The sequence below is a fragment of the Pseudomonas sp. MF6767 genome (genome assembly GCF_016405475.1).
Lineage (GTDB): Bacteria > Pseudomonadota > Gammaproteobacteria > Pseudomonadales > Pseudomonadaceae > Aquipseudomonas > Aquipseudomonas paracarnis.
In genome coordinates this window covers 309,848-334,957 of record NZ_JAEKCY010000001.1, presented here as the reverse complement: position 1 = coordinate 334,957, position 25,110 = coordinate 309,848, and the positions used below count along the sequence as shown (strand labels likewise).

The 25,110-nt window shown below is 59.7% G+C and carries 23 protein-coding genes; 18 read left to right on the top strand and 5 right to left on the bottom strand.

Annotated features, from left to right (window positions below; all coding sequences use genetic code 11):
* Positions 1-100 precede the first annotated feature (100 nt).
* Together argE and argA are read left to right on the top strand one after the other, a co-directional pair.
* Entirely contained in the window at positions 101-1,249 is a 1,149-nt protein-coding gene (argE, locus tag JFT58_RS01535; RefSeq protein ID WP_054895986.1) for an acetylornithine deacetylase, read from the top strand.
* A 133-nt stretch (positions 1,250-1,382) separates the two neighbouring features.
* Positions 1,383-2,681 (top strand): amino-acid N-acetyltransferase, encoded by a 1,299-nt coding sequence (gene argA / locus JFT58_RS01530; RefSeq protein WP_003195273.1) that lies wholly within the window; start codon positions 1,383-1,385, stop codon positions 2,679-2,681.
* A 113-nt stretch (positions 2,682-2,794) separates the two neighbouring features.
* Here argA and tauA read toward each other — a convergent pair whose 3' ends face one another.
* Complete coding sequence (gene tauA / locus JFT58_RS01525) at positions 2,795-3,781, bottom strand: taurine ABC transporter substrate-binding protein (RefSeq protein ID WP_054895985.1); 987 nt, start codon at positions 3,779-3,781, stop codon at positions 2,795-2,797.
* A 370-nt stretch (positions 3,782-4,151) separates the two neighbouring features.
* On the opposite strand from tauA, the gene JFT58_RS01520 reads away from it, so the two are divergent.
* From JFT58_RS01520 to JFT58_RS01485, 8 genes are all read left to right on the top strand, one after another.
* The gene (locus JFT58_RS01520; protein ID WP_034128998.1) at positions 4,152-5,495 is read left to right on the top strand and encodes an OprD family porin; all 1,344 of its coding nucleotides are present in this window, start codon (positions 4,152-4,154) and stop codon (positions 5,493-5,495) included.
* A gap of 274 nt (positions 5,496-5,769) precedes the next feature.
* On the top strand, positions 5,770-6,408 hold the full coding sequence (locus JFT58_RS01515) for a peroxiredoxin (RefSeq protein WP_003195267.1): 639 nt from the start codon (positions 5,770-5,772) through the stop codon (positions 6,406-6,408).
* Between the two features lie 328 nt (positions 6,409-6,736).
* The gene (gene ssuE / locus JFT58_RS01510) at positions 6,737-7,330 is read left to right on the top strand and encodes an NADPH-dependent FMN reductase (protein ID WP_054895984.1); all 594 of its coding nucleotides are present in this window, start codon (positions 6,737-6,739) and stop codon (positions 7,328-7,330) included.
* A 97-nt stretch (positions 7,331-7,427) separates the two neighbouring features.
* The gene (locus JFT58_RS01505; protein WP_054895983.1) at positions 7,428-8,396 is read left to right on the top strand and encodes a sulfonate ABC transporter substrate-binding protein; all 969 of its coding nucleotides are present in this window, start codon (positions 7,428-7,430) and stop codon (positions 8,394-8,396) included.
* 26 nt (positions 8,397-8,422) lie between these two features.
* The gene (gene ssuD, locus JFT58_RS01500; protein ID WP_003195260.1) at positions 8,423-9,571 is read left to right on the top strand and encodes an FMNH2-dependent alkanesulfonate monooxygenase; all 1,149 of its coding nucleotides are present in this window, start codon (positions 8,423-8,425) and stop codon (positions 9,569-9,571) included.
* Between the two features lie 9 nt (positions 9,572-9,580).
* Complete coding sequence (gene ssuC, locus JFT58_RS01495; protein ID WP_003195258.1) at positions 9,581-10,366, top strand: aliphatic sulfonate ABC transporter permease SsuC; 786 nt, start codon at positions 9,581-9,583, stop codon at positions 10,364-10,366.
* Positions 10,363-11,169, top strand: a complete 807-nt coding sequence (gene ssuB, locus JFT58_RS01490) for an aliphatic sulfonates ABC transporter ATP-binding protein (RefSeq protein ID WP_032902254.1) — start codon at positions 10,363-10,365, stop codon at positions 11,167-11,169. The genes ssuC and ssuB overlap by 4 nt, the downstream gene beginning before the upstream one ends.
* Before the next feature lie 19 nt (positions 11,170-11,188).
* Complete coding sequence (locus JFT58_RS01485) at positions 11,189-11,404, top strand: TOBE domain-containing protein (RefSeq protein WP_003176783.1); 216 nt, start codon at positions 11,189-11,191, stop codon at positions 11,402-11,404.
* A gap of 122 nt (positions 11,405-11,526) precedes the next feature.
* Here JFT58_RS01485 and JFT58_RS01480 read toward each other — a convergent pair whose 3' ends face one another.
* Positions 11,527-12,156, bottom strand: coding sequence for a TetR/AcrR family transcriptional regulator (locus JFT58_RS01480; protein ID WP_054895982.1), 630 nt, complete (start codon positions 12,154-12,156; stop codon positions 11,527-11,529).
* Between the two features lie 230 nt (positions 12,157-12,386).
* A complete protein-coding gene (locus JFT58_RS01475; protein ID WP_003195252.1) occupies positions 12,387-13,763 on the bottom strand; it encodes a glutamine synthetase family protein in 1,377 nt (458 codons plus the stop codon).
* A 597-nt stretch (positions 13,764-14,360) separates the two neighbouring features.
* On the opposite strand from JFT58_RS01475, the gene JFT58_RS01470 reads away from it, so the two are divergent.
* The 7 genes from JFT58_RS01470 (at position 14,361) to JFT58_RS01440 (ending at position 22,762) form a co-directional block, all read left to right on the top strand.
* On the top strand, positions 14,361-15,719 hold the full coding sequence (locus JFT58_RS01470; protein ID WP_003195249.1) for a glutamine synthetase family protein: 1,359 nt from the start codon (positions 14,361-14,363) through the stop codon (positions 15,717-15,719).
* A 57-nt stretch (positions 15,720-15,776) separates the two neighbouring features.
* Positions 15,777-17,141: an aspartate aminotransferase family protein gene (locus tag JFT58_RS01465; protein ID WP_014720386.1), complete on the top strand. Its 1,365-nt coding sequence runs from the start codon at positions 15,777-15,779 to the stop codon at positions 17,139-17,141.
* A 183-nt stretch (positions 17,142-17,324) separates the two neighbouring features.
* The gene (locus JFT58_RS01460) at positions 17,325-18,419 is read left to right on the top strand and encodes a polyamine ABC transporter substrate-binding protein (RefSeq protein ID WP_034129075.1); all 1,095 of its coding nucleotides are present in this window, start codon (positions 17,325-17,327) and stop codon (positions 18,417-18,419) included.
* 241 nt (positions 18,420-18,660) lie between these two features.
* Entirely contained in the window at positions 18,661-19,755 is a 1,095-nt protein-coding gene (locus tag JFT58_RS01455; RefSeq protein WP_034128995.1) for a polyamine ABC transporter substrate-binding protein, read from the top strand.
* A gap of 66 nt (positions 19,756-19,821) precedes the next feature.
* Complete coding sequence (locus tag JFT58_RS01450; RefSeq protein ID WP_003195240.1) at positions 19,822-20,964, top strand: ABC transporter ATP-binding protein; 1,143 nt, start codon at positions 19,822-19,824, stop codon at positions 20,962-20,964.
* Positions 20,961-21,881, top strand: a complete 921-nt coding sequence (locus JFT58_RS01445; RefSeq protein ID WP_003195238.1) for an ABC transporter permease subunit — start codon at positions 20,961-20,963, stop codon at positions 21,879-21,881. Before JFT58_RS01450 ends, JFT58_RS01445 begins: the two co-directional genes overlap by 4 nt.
* Positions 21,878-22,762 carry an ABC transporter permease subunit gene (locus JFT58_RS01440; RefSeq protein WP_003195236.1) on the top strand — a complete coding sequence of 295 codons (885 nt, stop codon included), beginning with the start codon at positions 21,878-21,880 and terminating at the stop codon, positions 22,760-22,762. The genes JFT58_RS01445 and JFT58_RS01440 overlap by 4 nt, the downstream gene beginning before the upstream one ends.
* A 128-nt stretch (positions 22,763-22,890) precedes the next feature.
* Here JFT58_RS01440 and JFT58_RS01435 read toward each other — a convergent pair whose 3' ends face one another.
* A complete protein-coding gene (locus JFT58_RS01435; RefSeq protein WP_054895981.1) occupies positions 22,891-23,532 on the bottom strand; it encodes an HD domain-containing protein in 642 nt (213 codons plus the stop codon).
* 248 nt (positions 23,533-23,780) lie between these two features.
* On the opposite strand from JFT58_RS01435, the gene JFT58_RS01430 reads away from it, so the two are divergent.
* Positions 23,781-24,746 (top strand): GlxA family transcriptional regulator, encoded by a 966-nt coding sequence (locus JFT58_RS01430; protein WP_054895979.1) that lies wholly within the window; start codon positions 23,781-23,783, stop codon positions 24,744-24,746.
* On the opposite strand, the gene JFT58_RS01425 is transcribed toward JFT58_RS01430, so the two are convergent.
* Complete coding sequence (locus JFT58_RS01425) at positions 24,724-25,077, bottom strand: carboxymuconolactone decarboxylase family protein (RefSeq protein WP_034128991.1); 354 nt, start codon at positions 25,075-25,077, stop codon at positions 24,724-24,726. The genes JFT58_RS01430 and JFT58_RS01425 overlap by 23 nt on opposite strands.
* Between the last annotated feature and the right edge of the window lie 33 nt (positions 25,078-25,110).

Genomic DNA, 25,110 nt, shown 5'->3' with positions numbered 1-25,110 from the left:
GCAGTGTACAGGACTGAGCCCGGCAACGTGCCGCAACGGTTTATTGTGTTGCGCAGATGCCTCTATAGTGAGGTTCATCCGGGAAGTTGGGAGACCGCGCATGCCTTTACCGTCTATGAAAGAGCAGTTCGCCGCCTTGATCGCCGCGCCGTCGGTGAGCTGCACCCAGGCGTCTCTAGACCAGAGCAACCGCCCGGTGATTGACCTGCTCGCCGCTTGGCTGGGCGACCTGGGCTTTGCCATCGATATCCAACCAGTCAGCCCCGGCAAGTTCAACCTGTTGGCCAGTTTCGGCAGCGGCCCCGGCGGCTTGGTGTTGGCGGGGCATAGCGATACCGTGCCGTATGACGCGGCGCTGTGGAACACCGACCCGCTCAAGCTGACGGAAGTCGACGGCCGCTGGGTAGGGCTGGGCAGTTGTGACATGAAGGGGTTCTTCGCACTGGTTATCGACGCGGCGTTGCCGCTGCTGGACCAACCCTTCAAGCAACCGCTGTTGATCCTTGCCACCTGTGATGAGGAAAGCTCTATGTCCGGTGCCCGTGCGCTGGCCGAGGCGGGGCGCCCATTAGGTCGTGCAGCGGTGATCGGCGAGCCGACCGGGCTCAAGCCGATCCGCCTGCACAAGGGCGTGATGATGGAACGCATCGAGATCCTCGGGCGCAGTGGCCACTCGTCGGACCCCAGCCTGGGCCATAGCGCCCTGGAAGCCATGCATGACGCCATCGGCGAACTGCGCGGCCTGCGCTTGGCCTGGCAGCGCGAGTACCGCAACGCGCAATTCAGCGTGCCGCAGCCGACGATGAACTTCGGCTGCATTCACGGCGGCGACAACCCCAACCGCATCTGCGGCCAGTGCTCCCTGGAGTTCGACCTGCGACCCCTGCCGGGCATGGACCCCGAGGTGCTGCGCGCCGCGATCCGCCAGAAGCTCGAACCCCTGGCCGAGCGGCATAAGGTCAAGATCGACTACGCGCCGTTGTTCCCCGAAGTGCCACCCTTTGAGCAGCCCGAAGACGCCGAGTTGGTGCGGGTGGCGGAACGTTTGACCGGTCATCGTGCCGAAGCAGTAGCGTTCGGCACCGAAGCGCCTTATCTTCAGCGCCTTGGTTGCGAAACCCTGGTGCTCGGCCCTGGCGACATTGCCTGCGCCCACCAGCCTGGCGAGTACCTTGAAATGTCACGCTTGACGCCTACAGTGCGTCTATTGCGGGAACTGATCGAACACTACTGCCTGAAACCTGCATAAATTAACCCCTGCCCATTCGTACATAAGGAGAGTGAGCGTGTCGCCAAGCCTGTTCCGACGATAACCATCAGCCGCTGTGCGCTTTCACGATTGATCCTTTATTTGGCTGCTTTTTATTACAGGCCCAGGTGTTATGCCCGAATACGTCAACTGGCTTCGTCACGCTTCGCCCTACATCAATGCCCACCGCGACTGCACTTTTGTGGTCATGCTGCCCGGCGATGGTGTAGACCACCCCAACTTCGGCAATATCGTCCACGACCTGGTGCTGCTTCACAGCCTGGGTGTGCGCCTGGTGCTGGTGCATGGCTCGCGCCCGCAAATCGAAACCCGCCTTGAAGCACGCGGCCTTACCCCGGCTTACCACGAAGGCTTGCGCATCACCGATGCTGCGACGCTGGAGTGTGTGATCGACGCGGTGGGTCATTTGCGCATTGCCATCGAGGCGCGCTTGTCCATGGACATGGCGTCATCGCCGATGCAGGGCTCGCGCCTGCGTGTGGCCAGCGGCAACCTGGTCACCGCACGGCCAATCGGCGTGCTTGAAGGCGTGGACTACCACCACACCGGCGAAGTGCGCCGGGTCGACCGCAAGGGCATCAACCGCCTGTTGGATGAGCGCTCTATCGTGCTGCTGTCGCCGTTGGGGTATTCGCCCACCGGCGAGATCTTCAACCTGGCCTGCGAAGACGTCGCCACCCGCGCCGCCATCGACCTGGGCGCCGACAAGTTGCTGCTGTTCGGCGCCGACCCCGGTCTGATCGATGAGAACGGCCGCCTGGTGCGTGAATTGCGCCCACAACAAGTACCCGCGCACCTGCAGCGCCTGGGCAGCAACTATCAAGCCGAACTGCTCGATGCCGCTGCCGAAGCCTGCCGGGGTGGAGTAGGGCGCAGCCATATCGTCAGCTACGCCGAAGATGGCGCTTTGCTTACCGAACTGTTCACCCGCGATGGTGGCGGTACGCTGGTGGCCCAGGAACAATTCGAACTGGTGCGCGAAGCGGCGATTGAAGACGTCGGCGGCTTGCTGGACCTGATCAGCCCGCTGGAAGAGCAGGGCATTCTGGTGCGCCGTTCGCGGGAAGTGCTGGAGCGTGAGATCGAGCAGTTCAGCGTGGTCGAGCGCGAAGGCATGATCATCGCCTGCGCGGCGCTGTATCAGATCGCGGATTCGGATGCGGGGGAGTTGGCGTGCCTGGCAGTGAACCCGGAGTACCGCCACGGCGCGCGAGGCGATGTGTTGCTCGAACGCATCCAGACCCGGGCACGCGCCCAAGGCTTGAAAACCCTCTTTGTACTCACCACGCGCACGGCCCATTGGTTCCGCGAACGCGGCTTTGTACCCAGCAGCGTGGACCGCCTGCCGTCGGCGCGAGCGTCGCTGTACAACTATCAGCGCAACTCCAAGATCTTTGAAAAGGCCCTGTAAAAGAGTACGGCTCTGTGTGGGAGCTGGCTTGCCTGCGATAGTGGCGCCTCGGTTTATCTGAAGGACCGAGTTGCTGGTATCGCAGGCAAGCCAGCTCCCACCGAAGACTGTATTTATTGTGTGATGAATTTGTCGGTCACATACGCCGAATAATCCGGCAGCACTGTCTCCACCTTCCCCTGTTCCTTCAAGAACTTCGCCGTCTCCTCAATCGCCTTCGCCGTGCCGCCCTTGAGCAGCGCAGCGGTTTGCTGTGCCTGCGCATCCGGAAACGTCGTACCGGCCAAGAGTTCCGGAATGTCATCCGCATTTGAACCTGTCAATTTGGCGATTTTCTGCACTGGCTCGGAATCCACCGTCCAGCTGTCTTTGTGGGCGGCATAGTCGGCAAAGGCATCCAGGGTAACTTTGGCGAACTTGGCCACTACCTCAGGATGTTTTTGCGCAAAATCCTTGCGCGCCACCCACACCTCAAACGTCGGCGCGCCCCATTGGCCCACCTGCGCCGCGTCTGTGAGGGTCTTGCCGCTCTTGCGGATTTCACCCAGGGCCGGGGACCACACAAAAGCCCCATCAATATCGCCACGCTTCCAGGCGGCGGCGATTTCGGCCGGTTGCAGGTTCACCACTTTGACTTGCTGGGTGTTCAGACCCCAGTGTTTCAGCGCGCCGAGCAGGCTGTAATGGGAGGTGGAGACGAAGGGCGTGGCGATGGTTTTACCGATCAAGTCCTGGGGGTTGTCGATGCCACTGCCGTTGCGCACCACCAGGGCTTCAGAAGCGTTGATCTGTGCCGATACGATAAACGCCACAATCGGCAGGTTGCGCGAGGCCGCCGCCGCGAGCGGGCTGGAGCCGAGGTTGCCGATTTGTACATCACCCGAAGCGATGGCCGTGACTACCTCTGGCCCGCTGTTGAAGCGGCGCCAGGCGATTTTTTCGCCGATGGCTTTTTCATACAGGCCGTCGGCCTGGGGAACCTTGCTGGGATCGATGCCGGTCTGGTAGCCCACCGTCAGGTCGGTGGCGTTGACACCAAAAGAAAGTAATAGCGATACAAAAACTGTAACAAATTGACGGGAGGATGTGCGTTTGGCCATGATGGCGTCGCCTTTTTGATCGTGAGTGACGTATGCAACCGTACGGCAACACTAATCGATCTAAAAAAGCACCAGTAAATACCCTTTAGGAATTAGCTTATGGAGCGGCGCGTCTATCCTGACCGGCCAGCTTCACGGAAAGTCTTATTCCTGGATCGTATGAAAAAGAATGAAATAATTCTTTTTGGGTGTATGAAAAACTCATTACCCTGCAGGGACCAAATCAACTGCGATTAGACGAAGGTAGTAGACACACAAGGTTACGATTGACTTGGTGGTCACTATCTGGCGCTAATCGCGCATCTGTGGATCGAGGGCGTCAGACCCGAGACCAAAGAAATACAAAAATTAGAAATGAGAGGAGCGGTACATGAAGAAGTCCACCTTGGCTGTGGCTGTAACGTTGGGCGCAATCGCCCAGCAAGCAGGCGCTGCCGGTTTCATCGAAGACAGCAAGGCCACACTGGGCCTGCGTAACTTCTACATCAACACCGATAACCGCGAAGGCACGGCCAACCCGAGCCGCAACGAAGAGTGGGGCCAAGGCTTCGATCTGCGTTTCATCTCCGGTTACACCCAAGGCACCGTCGGCTTCGGTCTGGACGCTATCGGCCTGCTGGGTGTTCGCCTGGATTCCGGCGGTGGCACCAACGGCGCGACTGCCAGCTCCTACGGTGGCACGATCTTCCCGAGCAAGTCCAATGGCGAAGCCGTTGATAACTACTCCAGCCTGGGCCTGACTGCCAAGGCCAAGATCTCTCAAACCGAACTGAAGTTGGGTACCTTGCAGCCCAAGCTGCCGGTCATCGTCACCAACGATGGTCGTATGCTGCCGCAAACCTTCCAAGGTGGCCAGATCACCTCCAGCGACATCAAGGACCTGACCCTGGTCGCGGGCCAGATCGAAAAGGCCAAGGGCCGTAACTCCAGCAACAACGAAAGCCTGTCCATTTCCGGCGCCAACAGCCGCGGTGTGAACTGGCGTTCGAGCAACAAGTTCTACTACGCCGGTGGCGACTACAAGATCACCAAGGATCTGACCGCCCAGTACTACTACGGCAACCTGGAAGATTTCTACAAGCAACACTTCCTGGGCCTGACCCACAACTGGGCTATCGGCCCTGGCGTGCTGAAGTCTGACCTGCGTTACTTCAACAGCTCCGACGATGGCAACAACGGTAACCAGTCCGCTTATTTCTCGACGGGCAACTACAGCGGCGTGAACTCCGGCCGTGGCAAAGTCGACAACAACCTGTACAGCGGCCTGTTCCTGTACTCGGTGGCCGGTCACACCTTCGGTGGCGGTTACCAGGTCAGCAACGGCAGCAGCGACTTCCCTTGGCTGAACCAGGGTGACGGCTCGTCGGCTTACATCACCACCGACATGCAAATCCAGAAGTTCGCCCGTGCCGGCGAGCGTACCTGGCAAGCTCGCTACTCCTACGACTTCGCCAAAGTCGGCGTGCCTGGCCTGACCGCCGGTGTGGTTTACCTGAAAGGTGATCATATCGACACCGTCGCCAGCAACCGTACCGAGTTCACCGGCCAGTCCGAGTGGGAGCGTGACATCACTGTTGCCTACGTCGTACCGGAAGGTCCGCTGAAGAACGTCGGCGTGGCGTGGAAAAACGCTATGTGGCGCAGCGACATCGCCAACGCGCGTAACCAGGACGAAAACCGCTTGATCGTCAGCTACTCGATCCCGCTGTTGTAAGACTGTAAAACCTTGCCCGGCGCAATGCCGGGCAAGGTGTCTTGCTATTCAAGTCGGGCTCAACCCCCGCAAGCCCTTCCTGAATCCCTCTTTTTTGCAGCGTCTCAAGGCCTTCTCGAACCTTGAAGGCGATGTTGGCCTCAGGCCGTTCCCAAGTCCAATGAACTGATTTTTAATATTCTTTTATCGTCTAGATAAATCGATATTTATTCTTTTTAAATCACCAAAAATCCATGCATAGTGGGCTCCATAAGCACTCATCAGGAGCCACACCATGAGCCTAAGACTGGGCGATATCGCCCCCGACTTCGAACAGGATTCCAGCGCCGGCAAGATTCGCTTCCACGAATGGCTGGGCGACAGCTGGGGTGTGCTGTTTTCCCACCCTGCGGACTTCACGCCGGTGTGCACCACCGAGCTGGGTTTTACCGCCAAGCTCAAGGATGAATTCGCCAAGCGTGGCGTCAAGGCCATCGCCCTGTCGGTAGATCCGGTGGACTCGCACCACAAGTGGATCGAAGACATCAACGAGACCCAGAACACCGTGGTCAACTTCCCGATCCTGGCCGACGCCGACCGCAAGGTCTCGGACCTCTACGACCTGATCCACCCGAATGCCAGCGATACCCTCACCGTGCGCTCCTTGTTTGTGATCGACCCGAACAAGAAGATCCGCCTGACCATCACCTACCCGGCCAGCACCGGGCGTAATTTCCATGAAATCCTGCGGGTGATCGACTCGCTGCAGCTGACCGACAACCACAAGGTGGCAACACCGGCCAACTGGCAGGATGGGGATGAGGTGGTCATCGTGCCGTCACTCAAGGACGAGGAAGAGATCAAGAAACGCTTTCCCAAGGGCTATCGCGCGGTGAAGCCGTACCTGCGTCTTACCCCACAACCCAATCGTTAAGGCATCACGGACCATGCCTCTGTAGGAGCGAGCTTGCTCGCGAAAAACGTCAACGATAACGCGTGCTTCCTGAATGAACGCGGCGCCTGTGAGTTTTTCGCGAGCAAGCTCGCTCCTACCAAAAAGCACTGACTCACAGCAGGGGTTTTCAGGCCGTTTCCACGGCCTTTTTTTTCGCCTGGGGATTGATCAATCGCTTATGTTTTTATGGAATAAACAAATGAATAAATAAGATTTATAGATATATAAATCTGCTGATAAGGTCTATCCCATCTTGGCGCCATCGCCGTACAGCGAACCGCCGACACTTGCTCAAGGAATCTCCTGCATGCTGGTCGTAACACTTGGAGGCAGTCCCAGCCAGCGGTCCCGCTCTGGGGTCTTGCTGGATAAAACCCGTCAGTGGCTGCAACAGCAGGGCGTGGAAGTGGTGAGTTACCAAGTACGGGACTTCCCGGCTGAAGACTTGCTGCATGCGCGCTTCGACAGCCCCAAGGTCATCGACCTGCTGCAACAAGTCGCCAATGCCGACGGCCTTGTGATTGCCACGCCGGTGTACAAGGCGTCGTTTTCCGGGGCGTTGAAGGCCGTACTGGACCTGCTGCCGGAGCGTGCGTTGGCCCATAAGGTGGTGCTGCCGATGGCGACCGGCGGCAGCATCGCCCACATGCTGGCGGTGGACTACGCCCTGAAGCCGGTGCTGTCGGCCCTCAAGGCCCAGGAATTGCTCCACGGTATTTTTGCCGAAGACAGCCAGATCGCCTATGGCGAAGGCAGCGTGCAGGCGCAACTGGTGCCGGTACTCGAACAGCGTCTGCACGAAGCCCTGGAGCAGCTCTACAGCGCCATGGCGCGCCGGCCAAAACCGCTGGACCCTGACGTATTGAATGAACGTTTGTTGAGTGCTCGCTGGAGCATCTGAGCCTCACCCCGAAAAGCTGGAAACACTCACCTTACTCAGCCGACAACGGCCAAGCAGGTGCAGCCAAAACCCTAATCGCACAGTTGGAGAGAGCGCCATGCGCACTGTCATCTTGCGTCGTGGTCTGGTCGCACTCTTTGCTGCGGCTGTGTCCCTCGGCGCCATCGTTCAAGCCCAAGCCGCCGAGACCTTGCGGATCGGTTATCAGAAGTACGGCACCCTGGTGCTGCTCAAGGCCAAGGGCACCCTGGAAAAACGCCTGGCCGACCAAGGCGTGCAGGTGCAGTGGACCGAGTTTCCCGGTGGCCCGCAATTGCTCGAGGGCCTGAACGTCGGCTCCATCGACTTCGGCGTTACTGGCGAAACCCCACCGGTGTTTGCCCAGGCGGCTGGCGCCGATCTGCTCTACGTCGCCTACGAACCACCCGCGCCTACCAGCGAAGCGATCCTGGTGCCCAAGGACTCGCCGATCAAATCGGTGGCCGAGCTCAAGGGTAAAAAGGTCGTGCTCAACAAAGGCTCCAACGTGCACTACCTGCTAGTGCGTGCCCTGGAAGATGCCGGCCTCAACTACACCGACGTAAAGACCGTGTTCCTGCCCCCCGCCGATGCCCGTGCTGCGTTCGAGCGTGGCAGCGTGGACGCCTGGGTGATCTGGGACCCGTACCAGGCCGCCGCCGAGAAGCAACTGCAAGCGCGCACCCTGCGAGACGGCACCGGGATTGCCGACAACCATCAGTTTTACCTGGCCACCAAACCCTACGCCGAACAGTACCCGCAAGTGATCAAGGCGTTGGTGGAAGAGGTGCGTGCGGTAGGCGAATGGTCCAAGGCCAACCCGCAGGAAGTGACTGAGCAGGTCGCCCCACTGCTCGGCCTGCCGGCAGATATCACCCTCACATCGGTGAAACGCCAGGGCTACGGGGCGCTGTTCCTGACCCCGGCAGTGGTCGCCGCCCAGCAGAAAATCGCAGACACCTTCTACCAACTCAAATTGATCCCCAAGCCCTTGAGCATCAAGGACGTGATCTGGACGCCACCCGCCGCGGTTGCCAAAGCGCCGTAATCCGACTTCATTCAGGAGACAACTCCATGAGCCTCAATATTTTCTGGTTCCTGCCCACCCACGGCGACGGTCATTACCTTGGCACCGCCGAAGGCGCCCGCGCTGTCGACCACGGTTACTTGCAACAAGTGGCCCAGGCTGCTGACCGCCTGGGTTTCGGCGGGGTGTTGATCCCTACGGGTCGCTCTTGCGAAGACTCGTGGTTGGTGGCCGCCTCGCTGATCCCCGTGACCCAGCGCTTGAAATTCCTGGTTGCCCTGCGCCCTGGGATCATCTCCCCGACCGTGGCCGCGCGTCAGGCCGCGACCCTGGATCGCCTGTCTGGTGGCCGTGCGCTGTTCAACCTGGTCACCGGTGGCGATCCGGAAGAACTGGCTGGCGACGGATTGTTCTTGAGCCATGAAGAGCGCTACCAGGCGTCGGTGGAATTCACCCGCATCTGGCGCCGTGTGCTGGAAGGCGAGACCGTGGACTACGACGGCGAGCACATCAGCGTCAAAGGCGCAAAATTGCTCTACCCACCGATTCAACAACCACGCCCGCCGCTGTATTTCGGGGGTTCCTCCGAAGCCGCCCAGGACCTTGCGGCCGAACAGGTCGAGATGGTACTGACCTGGGGTGAGCCGCCGGCAGCCGTTGCGGAAAAGATCGCGCAGGTACGCGCCAAGGCTGCAAAACTGGGACGCACGGTGCGCTTTGGCATTCGCTTGCATGTGATCGTGCGCGAAACCAACGACGAAGCCTGGAAAGCCGCCGACAAACTGATCTCCCACCTGGACGACGAGACCATCGCCCGGGCCCAGGCGTCCTTGGCGCGCTTCGATTCGGTGGGCCAGCAACGCATGGCAGCCTTGCACGGCGGTAGCCGTGACAACCTGGAAGTCAGCCCCAACCTGTGGGCCGGCGTCGGCCTGGTACGTGGCGGCGCAGGGACGGCGCTGGTGGGCGATGGCCCAACGGTTGCGGCGCGGGTCAAGGAGTACGCGGACCTGGGTATCGATACCTTTATCTTCTCCGGTTATCCACACCTGGAAGAGTCGTATCGGGTCGCCGAGCTGTTGTTCCCGCACCTGGATATCGAACGTCCCGAGCTGCCAAAAAGCGCCGGCTACGTCAGTCCGTTTGGCGAGATGGTGGCCAACGACATCCTTCCCAAAGCTGCGTCACAGAGCTGAGGCGCCGTTATGGACTTAGAAAAAATCAGCCATCGCGTGGCGCCCTGGGTGCTGCCGATCTTATTGCTGGCGGTGTGGCAGTTGTCGGTGTCGGCGGGTTGGTTGTCGACGCGCATTCTGCCAGCGCCGAGTGCGGTGATCGAAGCCGGGGTGAACCTGGTGGTCAGCGGCGAAATCTGGACGCACCTGGCCATCAGCGGCTGGCGCGCCGGCCTGGGCTTTGTGATCGGTGGCAGCATCGGTCTGGCCCTGGGCTTTATTACCGGCTTGTCGAAGTGGGGCGAACGCTTGCTCGACAGCTCGGTGCAGATGATTCGCAACGTGCCGCACCTGGCGCTGATTCCGCTGGTGATCCTGTGGTTCGGCATTGATGAGACTGCGAAAATTTTCCTGGTGGCCCTGGGTACCTTGTTCCCGATCTACCTGAACACTTACCACGGCATCCGCAATGTCGACCCGGCACTGGTGGAAATGTCGCGCAGCTATGGCTTGTCCGGTTTCAGCCTGTTCTGGCAAGTGATCCTGCCGGGCGCGCTGCCGTCGATCCTGGTGGGGGTGCGCTTTGCCCTGGGCTTCATGTGGCTGACGTTGATCGTGGCGGAAACCATCTCGGCAAGTTCCGGCATCGGTTACCTGGCGATGAATGCCCGTGAATTCCTGCAAACCGACGTGGTGGTGCTGGCCATCGTCATGTACGCCATCCTCGGCAAACTGGCAGACCTGGCAGCCCGCGGGCTGGAACGTGTGTGGCTGCGCTGGCACCCGGCGTACCAAGTCAAAGGAGGCGCAGCATGACGGCTCAACAACCTCCGCGTCTGTTGAAGGGCATCCCTCTGGCAGTGCGCAAATTGCGCAAGGCCTTTGGTACCCGCGAAGTGCTCAAAGAGATTGACCTGCATATTCCCGCAGGGCAGTTCGTGGCCGTGGTCGGTCGCAGTGGTTGCGGCAAAAGTACCTTGCTGCGCCTGTTGGCGGGGCTGGACAAAGCCAGTGGCGGCGAGCTGCTGGCCGGCTCCGCGCCACTGCACGAAGCGATTGAAGATACGCGGTTGATGTTCCAGGAAGCGCGCTTGCTGCCATGGAAGAAGATCATCGATAACGTCGGCCTGGGCCTCAAGGGCGACTGGCGGCCCAAAGCGCTGGATGCGCTGGAAGCGGTTGGCCTGGCCGAGCGCGCCAATGAATGGCCGGCGGCGTTGTCCGGTGGCCAGAAACAGCGCGTGGCACTCGCACGGGCGTTGATCCATCAGCCGCGCCTGTTACTGCTCGATGAGCCGCTGGGCGCACTGGATGCCCTGACCCGCATCGAGATGCAGCAACTGATCGAAAACCTGTGGCGCAAGCACGGTTTCACGGTGTTGCTGGTGACCCACGACGTCAGCGAAGCCGTGGCGATTGCCGACCGCGTAATTCTGATTGAAAACGGCGAAATCGGCCTCGACCTGAACATCGATCTGCCACGCCCACGGGCCCGTGGCTCACACCGCCTGGCCGCGCTGGAAGCCGAAGTGCTCAACCGCGTGCTGTCGCTACCCGGTTCCCCACCGGAACCCGAACCTGTTTCACCGCTGCCGACGCAATTGCGTTGGGCTCAATAACTCACACAGGAAAAACACCATGACTATTAAAGCCATCAACGTGCGTAACCAGTTCAAAGGCACCATCAAGGAAATCGTGGTCGGCGACGTGCTGTCGGAAATTGACGTGCAGACCGCGTCCGGCATTGTCACCTCGGTAATCACCACCCGTTCGGTCAAGGAGTTGGAGCTGGTGATCGGCAGTGAAGTGATTGCCTTTGTGAAATCCACTGAGGTGTCGATTGCCAAGTTGTGATAACCCCACTGATCGTTCCCACGCTCTGCGTGGGAATGCCGCCTGGGGCGCTCCGCGTCCCGCTGTGCCAAAGGTGACGCAGAGCGTCACGGGATGTATTCCCACGCAGAGCGTGGGAACGATCAGCGCTTGGGCAGATAGGCCGGCAAATAAAGCCCCACATACGCATCAAACACCCGCATCCCTTCCTCCGCCATGCGCGGCGTAATCAGCCCATGCTGATGCACCGAGCGCGCGTACACGCGGTCGCTCAACTCCAATGCCAGGGCAAACACGTCCACATCGCCCGGTAGCGTTGGCACTTCAAAGTGGCGATTGAACACCGCCAGCATCAAGTCGCCCAATTCCAGATCATGCTGGCGATCGGCCTGGGTCACTTCGGTCAACCCATGCTGGGCCAGGATCAACTGGCGCGCCGCGGCATCGTTGCTGTAGATGCTGAGCATGCGTTGTTCAACGATGTAGGACAGGTCGCGCCAATGCTTGAGCGATTCATGCTCGATGGGCGCCTGGATGGCAGCGCGAAAGGCTGCGTGAACGTCAGCGGTCAACGCCTCAAGCAACGCCGGCACACTGGCGAAAAAGTGGTACACCGATGACGGCGGTATCTGTGCTCGTTCGGCCACGCTGTAGATCGACAAACTGGCCACACCTTCGGCGGCCAGCAAGGTGCGGGCGGCGTCGAGGATCGCATCGATCCGGGCCTGGCTGCGGGCGCGGGGTTTGCGAGGGGCGGCGGGGCGGGTGGTCATGGATGTCTCCTACAAGGCAGCAGGCATTGTATGAGCAGGAATCTGTGTTGTCTGCCAAGCCGCTATCGCAGGCAAGCCAGCTCCCACATTTGACCGAGTTCCAACCTTGAAATGCGTTCCACTGTGGGAGCTGGCTTGCCTGCGATGAGGCCAACCCGGTTTCCCAAAATAAACCCATAAAAAAACGCCACTGACCAAAATCAGCGGCGTTCTTTTATTGCAGCAACCGCTTACACGGTATGCAGGTACCAGTTGTACTCAAGGTCGGAGATGGAGTGTTCAAACTCCTCCAACTCACTTTCCTTACAGGCGACGAAGATATCGATGTATTTAGGATCGATGTACTTGGCCATCACCTCGCTGTCGTCCAACTCACGCAGCGCATCGCGCAGGTTGTTCGGCAGGCTCTGCTCGTTCTGCTCGTAGCTGTTGCCTTCCACTGGAGCGTTCGGCTCGATCTTGTTGGTCAGGCCGTGGTGTACGCCCGCCAATACCGAGGCCATCAGCAGGTAAGGGTTGGCATCGGCGCCAGCCACACGGTGTTCGATACGCACGGCATCGGACGAGCCGGTGGGTACGCGAATCGCCACGGTGCGGTTATCCAGGCCCCAGCACGGCGAGTTCGGCACGTAGAACTGTGCGCCGAAACGACGGTAGGAGTTGACGTTGGGGCACAGGAACGCCATTTGGGCGGGTAGGGTCTCCAGCACACCGCCGATCGCGTGACGCAATGCGGCGTTCTGCTCGGGATCCTCGCTGGCAAAGATGTTCTTGCCGTCCTTGTCCAGAATGGAAATGTGTACGTGCAGCCCGTTGCCTGCCTGGCCTGGGTAAGGCTTGGCCATGAAGGTGGTGTCCATCTCATGGTCGTAGGCGATGTTCTTGATCAGGCGCTTGAGCAGTACCGCGTAGTCGCAGGCCTTGATCGGGTCGGCGACGTGGTGCAGGTTCACTTCGAACTGCGCCGGGGCACTTTCCTTGACGATGGCATCGGCCGGAATGCCTTGCTCCTTGGCACCTTCCAGAATGTCCTGGAGGCAGTCGACGTATTCGTCGAGGTCGTCGATCAGGTAGACCTGTGTCGAGTGCGGGCGTTTGCCGGAGATCGGCGAGCGGGGCGGTTGTGGGCGGCCGTTCACGTTCTCCTGGTCGATCAGGTAGAACTCAAGCTCGAAAGCGGCGCAGATGGTCAGACCGAGGTCGTCAAACTTGGTGACAACTTGGCGGAGCACTTCGCGCGGATCGGCGAAGAAAGGTTCACCTTCAAGTTCGTGCATGGTCATCAGCAGTTGCGCGGTGGGGCGCTTTTGCCAGGGTTCATTGCACAGGGTGTCGGGGATTGGATAACAGATTCGGTCAGCATCACCGATGTCCAGGCCCAGGCCGGTGCTTTCCACCGTAGAGCCGTTGATATCCAGGGCAAATAAAGAGGCAGGCAGGTTAATGCCCTTCTCGTAAACCTTGTGGAGGCTGGTGCGTTCGATGCGCTTACCGCGCACCACACCATTCATATCCGCAATTAGAAGGTCTACGTACAGAACCTCAGGATGATCCTTAAGGAACGCGTTCGCTTCGTTAAGCTGAACGGCACGCGGGGGTACCGACATGATGCAACACCTTTGTTGTTAAAAATATCAATCATTGATCTTTTCTGGTTTCAGTCAACCCGAACGGCCTGCCGAAGTCAAGCGAGGCATTTTTTGCCCTAAAAAAGCGCCACGAAGCCTTTTTTGCGGGGTTTTGGGGCGATTTTTTGGGTTTGAGGGGCTTGGGACCTGCAGGCTTGAGCGGGCCGTGTAGGATTTTTTACGGGGGTGTTGTGTAAAAAAATGAACAAGGCTAAGCTCGATTCAAACCCATAACAGCAATAATACCGGGGTGCTTCATGTTTCACCTGCCGCCAATCGGCGTCTCTGCCTGCTCCAGCCAGGCGTTGTCCGCAGTTCGTTCGCCCCGCGTGAATGCCCAGGCACCGGCCAATATTCTTGACGGCCCGGCCGATCTCCTTTTTGCCATCTCCGACGCCGCTGAGCGACCCTCATCCGCCGTGCCGATCATAATTGCGCACAACTTTGGCCTGAGGAATGCAACCCATGGGCAAATGGCAGGTAAGCTCCTACCCTGAATGAAAAAACGACGCGGATGCTGCGTCAACCAACGCCTGGCCTTTAATGGATGCCAGGAAACCCAGCCCAGAGGCATTTATGAGTAACAACCTCGACCAGCTCACCGATTGGTTGAAAGACCACAAGATCACAGAAGTCGAATGCATGATTGGCGACCTCACCGGTATTACCCGGGGCAAGATCTCGCCGACCAACAAGTTCATTGCCGAAAAAGGCATGCGCCTGCCCGAGAGTGTTCTGTTGCAGACCGTGACCGGCGACTATGTCGAAGACGACATCTATTACGAATTGCTCGACCCGGCCGACATCGACATGATCTGCCGCCCCGACCAGAACGCGGTATTCCTGGTGCCCTGGGCCATCGAGCCGACCGCCCAGGTGATCCACGACACCTACGACAAGCAAGGCAACCCGATCGAGCTGTCGCCGCGCAACGTGCTCAAGAAAGTCCTCAAACTCTACTCCGACCGCGGCTGGCAGCCCATCGTGGCGCCGGAGATGGAGTTCTACCTGACCAAGCGCTGCGAAGACCCGGACTTCCCGCTGCAACCGCCGATTGGCCGCTCCGGCCGCCCGGAAACCGGTCGCCAGTCCTTCTCTATAGAAGCGGCCAACGAATTCGACCCGCTGTTCGAAGACGTCTACGACTGGTGCGAACTGCAGGAGCTGGACCTCGACACCCTGATCCACGAGGACGGCACCGCGCAGATGGAAATCAACTTCCGTCATGGCGACGCCCTGTCCCTGGCCGACCAGATCCTGGTGTTCAAGCGCACCATGCGTGAAGCCGCGCTCAAGCACGACGTGGCCGCCACCTTCATGGCCAAGCCCATGACCGGCGAGCCCGGCAGCGCGATGCACCTGCACCAGAGCATTATCGACATCGCCACCGGCAAGAACGTCTTCTCCAATGAAGACGGGACCATGAGCCAACTGTTCCTCAACCATATTGGCGGCCTGCAGAAATTCATCCCTGAATTGCTGCCTTTATTCGCCCCCAACGTGAACTCGTTCCGCCGCTTCCTGCCCGACACCTCGGCGCCGGTGAACGTGGAATGGGGCGAAGAAAACCGCACCGTCGGCCTGCGCGTACCGGATGCCGGCCCGCAGAACCGCCGCGTGGAAAACCGCCTGCCGGGCGCCGACGCCAACCCGTACCTGGCGATTGCCGCCAGCCTGTTGTGCGGCTACATCGGCATGGTCGAGGGCCATAACCCGAGCGCGCCGGTGGTGGGCCGCGGTTACGAGCGACGCAACCTGCGCCTGCCGTTGACCATCGAAGACGCCCTGGAACGCATGGAAAACAGCAAGACCATCGAGAAATATCTGGGGCAAAAATTCATCACAGGCTACGTCGCGGTCAAGCGGGCCGAGCATGAAAACTTCAAGCGCGTGATCAGTTCGTGGGAGCGGGAATTCCTGCTCTTCGCCGTCTGATGCGCCGGGCGCGCCCTTCAAACGGCGCGCCTTCACTGAAAAGTCTAGGAGATTGGTATGTCCAGCAACAACCCGCAAACCCGTGAATGGCAAGCCTTGAGCAATGATCACCACCTGGCGCCGTTCAGCGACTTCAAGCAATTGAAAGAGAAAGGCCCAAGGATCATCACCAAAGCCCACGGCGTTTACCTGTGGGACAGCGAAGGCAACAAGATCCTCGACGGTATGGCCGGCCTGTGGTGCGTGGCGATCGGTTACGGTCGCGATGAACTGGCCGATGCCGCCGCCAAGCAGATGAAAGAACTGCCGTACTACAACCTGTTCTTCCAGACCGCACACCCGCCGGTATTGGAGTTGGCCAAGGTCATTTCCGATGTCGCGCCGGCTGGCATGAACCACGTGTTCTTCACCGGCTCTGGCTCCGAAGGCAACGACACCATGTTGCGCATGGTCCGCCACTACTGGGCGATCAAGGGCCAGCCCAACAAGAAAACCATCATTGCCCGCAAGAATGGCTACCACGGCTCTACCGTGGCCGGCGCCAGCCTGGGCGGCATGACCTATATGCACGAGCAGGGCGACTTGCCGATCCCGGGCATTACCCACATCGCGCAGCCGTACTGGTTTGGCGAAGGCGGCGACATGAGCCCCGAGGAATTCGGTGTGTGGGCCGCCAACCAGTTGGAAGAGAAAATCCTGGAGCTGGGCGTGGACAACGTCGGCGCCTTTATTGCCGAGCCGATCCAGGGTGCCGGTGGCGTGATCGTGCCGCCTGCCACGTACTGGCCGCGCATCAAGGAAATCCTCGCCAAGTACGACATCCTGTTTGTCGCCGACGAAGTAATCTGCGGCTTCGGCCGTACCGGTGAGTGGTTCGGTAGCGATTTCTACGACCTCAAGCCGCACATGATGACCATCGCCAAGGGCCTGACCTCGGGCTACGTGCCCATGGGCGGCCTGATCGTGCGTGACGAAGTGGTGGCGGTGCTCAACGAAGGGGGCGATTTCAACCACGGCTTTACCTACTCCGGCCACCCGGTGGCCGCGGCCGTGGCGCTGGAAAACATCCGCATCCTGCGCGATGAAAAAATCGTTAACCGTGTGCACGACGAAACGGCACCGTATTTGCAAAAGCGTCTGAGGGAACTGGGCGATCATCCGCTGGTGGGTGAAGTACGCGGCGTCGGTATGCTCGGTGCGATCGAGCTGGTGCAGGATAAGGCGACGCGCAAGCGTCACGAAGGCAAAGGCGCCGGCATGATCTGCCGAACCTTCTGCTTTGAAAATGGCCTGATCATGCGCGCCGTGGGCGACACCATGATCATTTCGCCGCCACTGGTCATCAGCAAGGCTGAAATCGACGAGCTGGTAACCAAGGCCCGCCATTGCCTGGACCTGACTTTGGCTGCCTTGCAGGGCTAAGTGCTAGGCTCAGTGCGCGGTGCACTGGGCAGTTAAAAATGCAGGGGCTTTGGTTGAAAGCCGGCCCCTGAACTTGCCAGACTGTCGCCCTGTTTTGTTGCCCTTCGGTTGGGCCGTAAAACATACAACGCTTGTGGCCCAAAAAAGAAAAAATTGGAGCATCACCAAATGAAGGCATTAGGTTTGAAGAACGCTGGCAAGACCCTCCTCGCCTTGTCCCTGATGGGTGCAATGGCGGGCGCGGCCCAGGCAGACAATAAAGTGCTGCACGTTTACAACTGGTCCGACTACATTGCACCGGACACCATCGCCAACTTTGAAAAAGAGTCGGGCATCAAAGTGGTGTACGACGTTTTTGACAGCAACGAAACCCTGGAAGCCAAGTTGCTGGCAGGCAAGTCCGGCTACGACATCGTCGTGCCGTCGAACAGCTTCCTCGCCAAGCAGATCAAGGCCGGTGTCTACCAGGAGCTGGACAAGTCCAAGCTGTCCAACTACGACAACCTGAACAAATCCCTGCTCAAGGCCGTATCGGTCAGCGACCCGGACAACAAGCACGCCTTCCCGTACATGTGGGGCTCGATGGGCATCGGCTACAACCCGGAGAAGGTCAAGGCCGCACTGGGCGTGGACAAGATCGACTCGTGGGACGTACTGATGAAGCCGGAAAACATCGCCAAGCTGAAAAGCTGCGGCGTGAGCTTCCTCGATTCGCCAACCGAAATGCTGCCGGTAGCGCTGCATTACCTGGGCCTGCCGACCGACACTACGAAGAAGGCTGATCTGAAACAGGCCGAAGACCTGTTCATGAAAATCCGTCCTTCGATCGGCTACTTCCACTCCTCCAAGTACATCTCCGACCTGGCCAACGGCAACATCTGCGTGGCTGTGGGCTACTCGGGTGACATCGAACAGGCCAAAACCCGCGCGGCTGAAGCCGGCGGCAAGGTCAAGATCGCCTATGACATTCCCAAGGAAGGTGCTGGCAGCTTCTTCGACATGGTCGCCATTCCCAAGGATGCCGAAAACGTCGAGGCTGCCTACGCATTCATGAACTACCTGCTCAAGCCAGACGTCATGGCCGCGATCACCAACAGTGTGCGTTTCCCGAACGGTAACGAGAAAGCCACTGCCCTGGTCGATAAAGACATCACCAGCGACCCGGGTATTTATCCGTCGGCCGAAGTGCAATCCAAGCTCTACGCCATTGCCGACATGCCGGCGGCAACTCAGCGTGAAATGACCCGTAGCTGGACCAAGATCAAGTCCGGTAAATAACGCACAAACCTGTAGGAGCGAGCTCGCTCGCTAAAATCGTCAACGATAACGCGGGGCCTCTGATAGCCCGCGTTGCCTGTGAGTTCTTCGCGAGCAAGCTCGCTCCTACAAACAGTGGCAGCCGTACAGAAAATAAATGACAGAAAGTTTTGCCGGATCGGTTTATCGACGGTAAGTTGCGCGCCGGTTTTGTTGCCGGGCAACAACTTCAAGGCCCCCAACTATTCAAGAGGACCTCCACTTGCCAATTTCTTTATTTCGCAAAGCCATGCTGGTGGGTGCAGGTATCACGCTGGCTGCCAGCGTACAGGCCGCACCGACGGTGCATATTTATAACTGGTCGGACTACATCGGCCCCGACACCCTGGCCAACTTCGAAAAGGCCAGCGGTATCAAGCCTGTGTATGACGTGTTTGACTCCAACGAAACCCTGGAAGGCAAGTTGCTCGCCGGGCGTACCGGCTACGACGTCGTGGTTCCGTCCAACCATTTCCTGGGCAAGCAGATCAAGGCTGGAGCGTTCCAGAAGCTCGACAAGTCACTGCTGACAAACTACGCCAACCTCGACCCGGTGCTGCTCAAGCGCCTGGAAAAGAACGACCCGGGCAACCAGTACGCGGTGCCGTACCTGTGGGGCACCAACGGCATTGGCTACAACGTCGACAAGGTCAAGGAAGTGCTGGGTGTCGACAAGATCGACTCCTGGGCAGTGTTGTTCGAACCGGAAAACATGAAGAAGTTGGCCACTTGCGGCGTGTCGTTCATGGACTCGGCCGATGAAATGCTACCGGCGGTACTCAACTATATGGGCCTGGACCCCAACAGCACCAACCCGGCCGACTACAAGAAAGCCGAGGAAAAACTGCTGAAAGTGCGGCCCTACGTGACCTACTTCCATTCCTCCAAATACATCTCGGACCTGGCCAACGGCAACATCTGCGTGGCGGCCGGTTTCTCCGGCGATGTGTTCCAGGCCAAGGCCCGTGCGGCGGAGGCGGGCAAAGGCGTGAACATCGCCTACACGATTCCCAAAGAAGGCGGCAACCTGTGGTTCGACGTGCTGGCGATTCCCAAGGATGCCAGCAACGTCAAGGAAGCCCACGCCTTCATCAACTATTTGCTGCAGCCTGAGGTGATCGCTCAGGTCAGCGATCAAGTCGGTTACGCCAACCCTAACCCAGGGGCGGACAAACTGATGGAGCAATCGATACGCACCGACGAAGCGGTTTACCCACCGCAGGCGGTTCTCGAGCGGACATTCGTCAACTTTGAGCTACCCCCGAAAGTGCAGCGTTTAATGACCCGTAGCTGGACCAAGGTCAAGACGGGCAAGTAAGGCTAAAACTATCCAAGGCTGGCCCGCATTGGGCCGGCTGCACAGTTTTTTTTGGGAGTTTCGTAAATGGCAGTTGCCTCCGGCGCCTATAAGAAAGCCCTCGAGGGCGACCAGACACCGAAAAAGGTGCTGGTCAAAATCGACCGGGTCACGAAGAAGTTCGACGAGACGATTGCCGTGGACGATGTGTCCCTGGAAATCAAGAAAGGCGAGATCTTCGCCTTGCTCGGCGGTTCGGGTTCGGGCAAATCCACCTTGCTGCGCATGCTTGCAGGTTTCGAGCGCCCAACCGAAGGTCGCATCTACCTCGACGGTGTGGACATCACCGACATGCCGCCCTACGAGCGGCCGATCAACATGATGTTCCAGTCCTACGCCTTGTTCCCGCACATGACCGTGGCGCAGAACATCGCCTTCGGCTTGCAACAGGACAAGATCCCCAAGGCTGAAGTCGACGCACGCGTGGCCGAGATGCTCAAGCTGGTGCAGATGAGCCAGTACGCCAAGCGCAAGCCGCACCAATTGTCCGGCGGCCAGCGCCAGCGTGTGGCCTTGGCCCGCTCCTTGGCCAAGCGCCCGAAGCTGCTGCTGCTCGATGAGCCGATGGGCGCACTGGACAAGAAGCTGCGCTCGCAGATGCAACTTGAGTTGGTGGAGATCATCGAGCGCGTTGGGGTGACCTGCGTGATGGTGACCCACGATCAGGAAGAGGCCATGACCATGGCCGAACGCATCGCGATCATGCACCTGGGCTGGATCGCTCAGATCGGCAGCCCCATCGATATCTACGAAACTCCCACCAGCCGCCTGGTGTGCGAGTTCATCGGCAACGTCAACATTTTCGACACCCAGGTGGTGGACGACGCCGAAGGCCACGCAGTGCTCAAGTGCCCGGACCTGGACCGCGACATCTACGTAGGCTACGGCATCGCCACCTCGGTGGAAGACAAGTCGGTGACCTACGCCATTCGCCCGGAAAAGCTGTTGGTGACCACCGAAATGCCGACCTGCGAACACAACTGGTCCAGCGGCAAGGTGCACGACATCGCCTACCTGGGCGGCCACTCGGTGTTCTACGTGGAGCTGCCGAGCGGCAAGCTGGTGCAGTCTTTCGTCGCCAACGCCGAACGCCGTGGCCAGCGCCCAACCTGGGGTGACCAGGTGTACGTGTGGTGGGAAGACGACAGCGGCGTGGTACTTCGCTCATGAACATGAAGAAATTCAAGCGGCGCTTGGATCGCATCGTGCCCAATGGCAAGCAGGTGGTCATCGGGATTCCCTTCCTCTGGCTGTTCCTGTTTTTCGCACTGCCGTTTTTCATCGTGCTGAAAATCAGCTTTGCCGAAGCCGATGTGGCGATCCCGCCCTATACCGAGATCTATACCTACGTTGAGCAAAAGCTGGAGGTGGTGCTGAACCTGGCCAACTACAGCTTGCTGGCGGGCGACGAGTTGTACATCGCCGCCTACCTGGGCTCGCTGAAGATGGCGTTTTTCAGCACGCTGCTGTGCCTGCTGATCGGCTACCCGATGGCCTACGCCATTGCCACCGCGCGCAAAGAGATGCAGACCGTGCTGGTGCTGCTGATCATGATGCCCACCTGGACCGCGATCCTGATCCGGGTGTATGCGTGGATGGGCATCCTCAGCAACAACGGCCTGCTCAATGGCTTCCTGATGTCCATGGGCTTGATCAACGAGCCGCTGCAGATCCTCAACACCAACATCGCGGTGTACATCGGCGTGGTCTATTCGTACCTGCCGTTCATGATCCTGCCCCTGTACGCCAACCTGGTGAAGCACGACCAGAGCCTGCTGGAAGCCGCTTCGGACCTCGGTTCGAGCACCTTCAACAGCTTCTGGAAAATCACCGTGCCGCTGTCCAAGAACGGCATCATCGCCGGTTGCATGCTGGTGTTTATCCCGGTGGTGGGCGAGTTCGTGATTCCTGAACTGCTCGGCGGCCCGGAAACCTTGATGATCGGTAAGGTGTTGTGGCAAGAGTTCTTCAACAACCGTGACTGGCCGGTGGCGTCTGCCCTGGCGGTGGTGATGCTGGCGATCCTGATCGTGCCGATCATCCTGTTCAACCGCAGCCAAGCCAAAGAGCTGGAGGGCAAGATATGAAGCGCTTTCGTTTCTCCAGCTTCATGCTGGTCGCAGGCTTGTTGTTCATCTACCTGCCGATGTTGATCCTGGTGATCTACTCGTTCAACGAATCCAAGCTGGTGACAGTGTGGGGCGGTTGGTCGATCAAGTGGTACGTGGGCCTGTTGGACAACACCCAGTTGATGGGCTCGGTGGCCCGCTCCCTGGAAATCGCCTGCTACACGGCGGTGGCGGCGGTGGCGTTGGGTACCCTGGCCGCCTTCGTGCTGACGCGCATCAGCCAGTTCAAGGGCCGCACGCTGTTCGGTGGCCTGGTGACGGCGCCGTTGGTGATGCCGGAAGTGATCACCGGCCTGTCGCTGTTGCTGCTGTTCGTGGCCATGGCGCAGATGATCGGCTGGCCCCAGGAGCGTGGCATCGTCACCATCTGGATCGCCCACACCACCTTCTGTGCGGCGTATGTGGCGGTGGTGGTGTCGGCGCGCTTGCGTGAGCTGGACCTGTCGATCGAAGAAGCGGCGATGGACCTGGGCGCGCGGCCGTGGAAGGTGTTCTTCCTGATCACCATCCCGATGATCGCGCCATCGCTGGCAGCGGGCGGCATGATGTCGTTCGCGCTATCGCTGGACGACCTGGTACTGGCCAGCTTCGTGTCGGGCCCCGGTTCCACCACCTTGCCGATGGAAGTGTTCTCGGCGGTGCGTCTGGGGGTTAAACCCGAGATCAACGCCGTGGCGAGCCTGATTCTGTTGGCGGTGTCGCTGGTGACCTTCCTGGTGTGGTTCTTCAGCCGTCGGGCCGAAGAGCATCGCAAGAAGGCTATTCAGCAAGCGATTGAAGAAGCCGCAGCGGATGGCTGGCAGCAGCCGGACAAGCGCCGGGCGCCAGCGCCGGTCTGACTGCCGACGCGATCCACTGTAGGAGCGAGCTTGCTCGCGAAGAACGTTAACGATGACGCTGGGTACCTGACACCCAGCGGCGCTCTCAGGTTTTTCGCGAGCAAGCTCGCTCCTACAGTGGGGTTTAGCTATGCAGCCCACGGCGACGTGCGGATCACCTGCACAAAATTCATCGGCTTGAACCCCGGCTCCTGGTCCACCAGCACGTCGGTCTTAACATTGCCAAACGTGGTCTGCGGGCGATGGCGCAAGCCGTCGGCGAACGCGCAGATAATGCACTCCTTGAACCCTTCACCTCGTGGATGCGCGTGCACCACCGCTTCGCGCTGCGCGCTGCTGAACGCGGCGTAGTCGATGCCCAGCACGTCCATCTCCACACCGGCGGTCACCAGCGCTACGGTGGGGCGCAGGTGTTTCGGCACGCCCGGTGTGGTGTGCAGGGCGATGGACAACCACACTTGTTCGATATCGTCATCGCTCAACCCATAGGGCTTGAGAAATGCGGCGGCGGCGTTGGCGCCGTCCACTTCAAAACGCTCATCGTCACTGCGGTGGCCTTCCACCAGGCCCAGGTCATGGAACATCGCGCCGACGTAGAGCAACTCCGGGTTGTAGGCCAATTGCTTGCGCTCACCGCTCAAGGCGCCGAACAGGAAGACGCGGCGCGAATGGTGGTAGAGCAGGTCCGATTCGACGTCGCGGATGTATTCGGTGGTGGCCCTGGCCAAGGCGCTGTCAGGGATCTGGATACCGGCTATGGTGGTGCTCATGGTGGATCTCCTCTGGAAAGACTTCAGTCTGGTCCCATGACCCTGAAGCGGCTATTGCGACAGGGAGGCGATCCCGGCCAATGTGCCGCCACATCGTGCCAAGCATGTAGGCGATCCCCTGTGGGAGCTGGCTTGCCTGCGATAGCATCACCTCGGTGTACCTGAGGTACCGAGCCGTCTGCATCGCAGGCAAGCCAGCTCCCACAAGGGGGGCGCGTTTATCCAGTTGGAAAAAGGTGTTTGTGACCATGGGCAAAACCGTCGCCATCCTGATCTTCCCCGGTGTCCAGTCGCTGGACGTGAGCGGGCCGATGGATGTGTTCTGCGAGGCCAACCGCTTCCTGGCGCCCGAGGATCACTATCGGCTGGAAGTACTCGGCTTTGGCCACGGCGCCATGGCGGCCTCCAACGGTTTGTCACTGCAGGCGCACAAGCACTACAGCGAAGCCCGGCAACCCTATGACCTGTTGCTGGTCGCCGGTGGCCCACAGTTACCCTTCGAGGATTTCGGCTTCGAGTTTGACGCTTGGCTGCGCGCGGCCGCCGCGAAGGCGCAGCGCTTCGGCTCGATCTGCAATGGCGCCTTCATGCTGGCCCGCGCAGGTCTGCTGGACGGCAAGACCGTCACTACCCATTGGACCGATGCCGCCAGCCTGGCGCGCCTGTGTCCCTCGGCCCAGGTCGAAGCCGACCGTCTCTATGTGCAGGACGGCAAGCTCTACACCTCCGCCGGGGTCACGGCAGGTATCGACCTGTCGTTGTACTTGCTGGCCCAGGATCACGGCCCGGAAGTGGCCCTGAGCGTGGCCAAGCGCCTGGTGGTGTTCACCCAGCGCTCGGGCGGGCAATCGCAGTTCAGCCCGTTCCTCACGCCCCATGCCGAAACCACCTCGGCGGTGGCGCTGGTGCAGCTGTACGTGCTGGCCAACCTGACGGGAGACTTGACCATTGCCGACCTGGCCAAGGCGGCCAATATGAGTGCGCGCAATTTCTCCCGGGTGTTTGCCCGTGAAGCGCGGATTACGCCGGCGGAATTTGTCGAGAGGGCGCGCGTGGATGCGGCGCGGGTGATGCTTGAAAGCAGCCACGCACCGCTTAAAACCGTGGCCTATCAATGCGGCTTTCGCGACGCCCAGCACATGCGCAGTGTGTTCAACCGCCGGCTGGGCGTCACGCCGCAACAGTTCAGGCTTAACTTTGCGGCGCCGGTTTGAGCGTGTCGTAGGCTTCCAGGGCGCGCAACGAGTAGATGTAGGCCGCGCCTGCATTCAGCGAGATCGCGGTGGCCAGCGTGGCCGCCACTTCTTCGCGGGTTGCCCCGGCCTTGATCGCGGCATCGGCATGCACGCCGATACAACCGTCGCAGCGGGTGGTGATCGCCACCGCGATGGAAATCAGTTCACGGGTCTTGGCGTCGAGTACATTGTTTTCCTCGGCAGCTTCCCCCAGCGCCATGTAGGCTTTGACCATCTTCGGGTTGCTCTTGCCCAGTGAGCCAAAGGCTTTCTTCACGGTAGGCAGCAAGTCGGACCAGTTATTGAACATTGCGGTAACTCCTGAACAGGTTGGGTGTGAAGC

Excerpts from the sequence above, each read along its gene's own strand:
- JFT58_RS01475 (WP_003195252.1), bottom strand. The coding sequence starts at position 13,763 with ATGTCGGTACCCCCGCGTGCCGTTCAGCTTAACGAAGCGAACGCGTTC.
- JFT58_RS01430 (WP_054895979.1), top strand. The coding sequence starts at position 23,781 with ATGGGCAAAACCGTCGCCATCCTGATCTTCCCCGGTGTCCAGTCGCTG.
- argA (WP_003195273.1), top strand. The coding sequence starts at position 1,383 with ATGCCCGAATACGTCAACTGGCTTCGTCACGCTTCGCCCTACATCAAT.
- JFT58_RS01485 (WP_003176783.1), top strand. The coding sequence starts at position 11,189 with ATGACTATTAAAGCCATCAACGTGCGTAACCAGTTCAAAGGCACCATC.
- JFT58_RS01520 (WP_034128998.1), top strand. The coding sequence starts at position 4,152 with ATGAAGAAGTCCACCTTGGCTGTGGCTGTAACGTTGGGCGCAATCGCC.
- JFT58_RS01505 (WP_054895983.1), top strand. The coding sequence starts at position 7,428 with ATGCGCACTGTCATCTTGCGTCGTGGTCTGGTCGCACTCTTTGCTGCG.
- JFT58_RS01425 (WP_034128991.1), bottom strand. The coding sequence starts at position 25,077 with ATGTTCAATAACTGGTCCGACTTGCTGCCTACCGTGAAGAAAGCCTTT.
- JFT58_RS01440 (WP_003195236.1), top strand. The coding sequence starts at position 21,878 with ATGAAGCGCTTTCGTTTCTCCAGCTTCATGCTGGTCGCAGGCTTGTTG.
- JFT58_RS01450 (WP_003195240.1), top strand. The coding sequence starts at position 19,822 with ATGGCAGTTGCCTCCGGCGCCTATAAGAAAGCCCTCGAGGGCGACCAG.
- JFT58_RS01515 (WP_003195267.1), top strand. The coding sequence starts at position 5,770 with ATGAGCCTAAGACTGGGCGATATCGCCCCCGACTTCGAACAGGATTCC.
- JFT58_RS01435 (WP_054895981.1), bottom strand. The coding sequence starts at position 23,532 with ATGAGCACCACCATAGCCGGTATCCAGATCCCTGACAGCGCCTTGGCC.
- JFT58_RS01465 (WP_014720386.1), top strand. The coding sequence starts at position 15,777 with ATGTCCAGCAACAACCCGCAAACCCGTGAATGGCAAGCCTTGAGCAAT.
- ssuC (WP_003195258.1), top strand. The coding sequence starts at position 9,581 with ATGGACTTAGAAAAAATCAGCCATCGCGTGGCGCCCTGGGTGCTGCCG.
- ssuD (WP_003195260.1), top strand. The coding sequence starts at position 8,423 with ATGAGCCTCAATATTTTCTGGTTCCTGCCCACCCACGGCGACGGTCAT.
- argE (WP_054895986.1), top strand. The coding sequence starts at position 101 with ATGCCTTTACCGTCTATGAAAGAGCAGTTCGCCGCCTTGATCGCCGCG.
- JFT58_RS01470 (WP_003195249.1), top strand. The coding sequence starts at position 14,361 with ATGAGTAACAACCTCGACCAGCTCACCGATTGGTTGAAAGACCACAAG.
- JFT58_RS01480 (WP_054895982.1), bottom strand. The coding sequence starts at position 12,156 with ATGACCACCCGCCCCGCCGCCCCTCGCAAACCCCGCGCCCGCAGCCAG.
- ssuE (WP_054895984.1), top strand. The coding sequence starts at position 6,737 with ATGCTGGTCGTAACACTTGGAGGCAGTCCCAGCCAGCGGTCCCGCTCT.
- JFT58_RS01445 (WP_003195238.1), top strand. The coding sequence starts at position 20,961 with ATGAACATGAAGAAATTCAAGCGGCGCTTGGATCGCATCGTGCCCAAT.
- tauA (WP_054895985.1), bottom strand. The coding sequence starts at position 3,781 with ATGGCCAAACGCACATCCTCCCGTCAATTTGTTACAGTTTTTGTATCG.
- ssuB (WP_032902254.1), top strand. The coding sequence starts at position 10,363 with ATGACGGCTCAACAACCTCCGCGTCTGTTGAAGGGCATCCCTCTGGCA.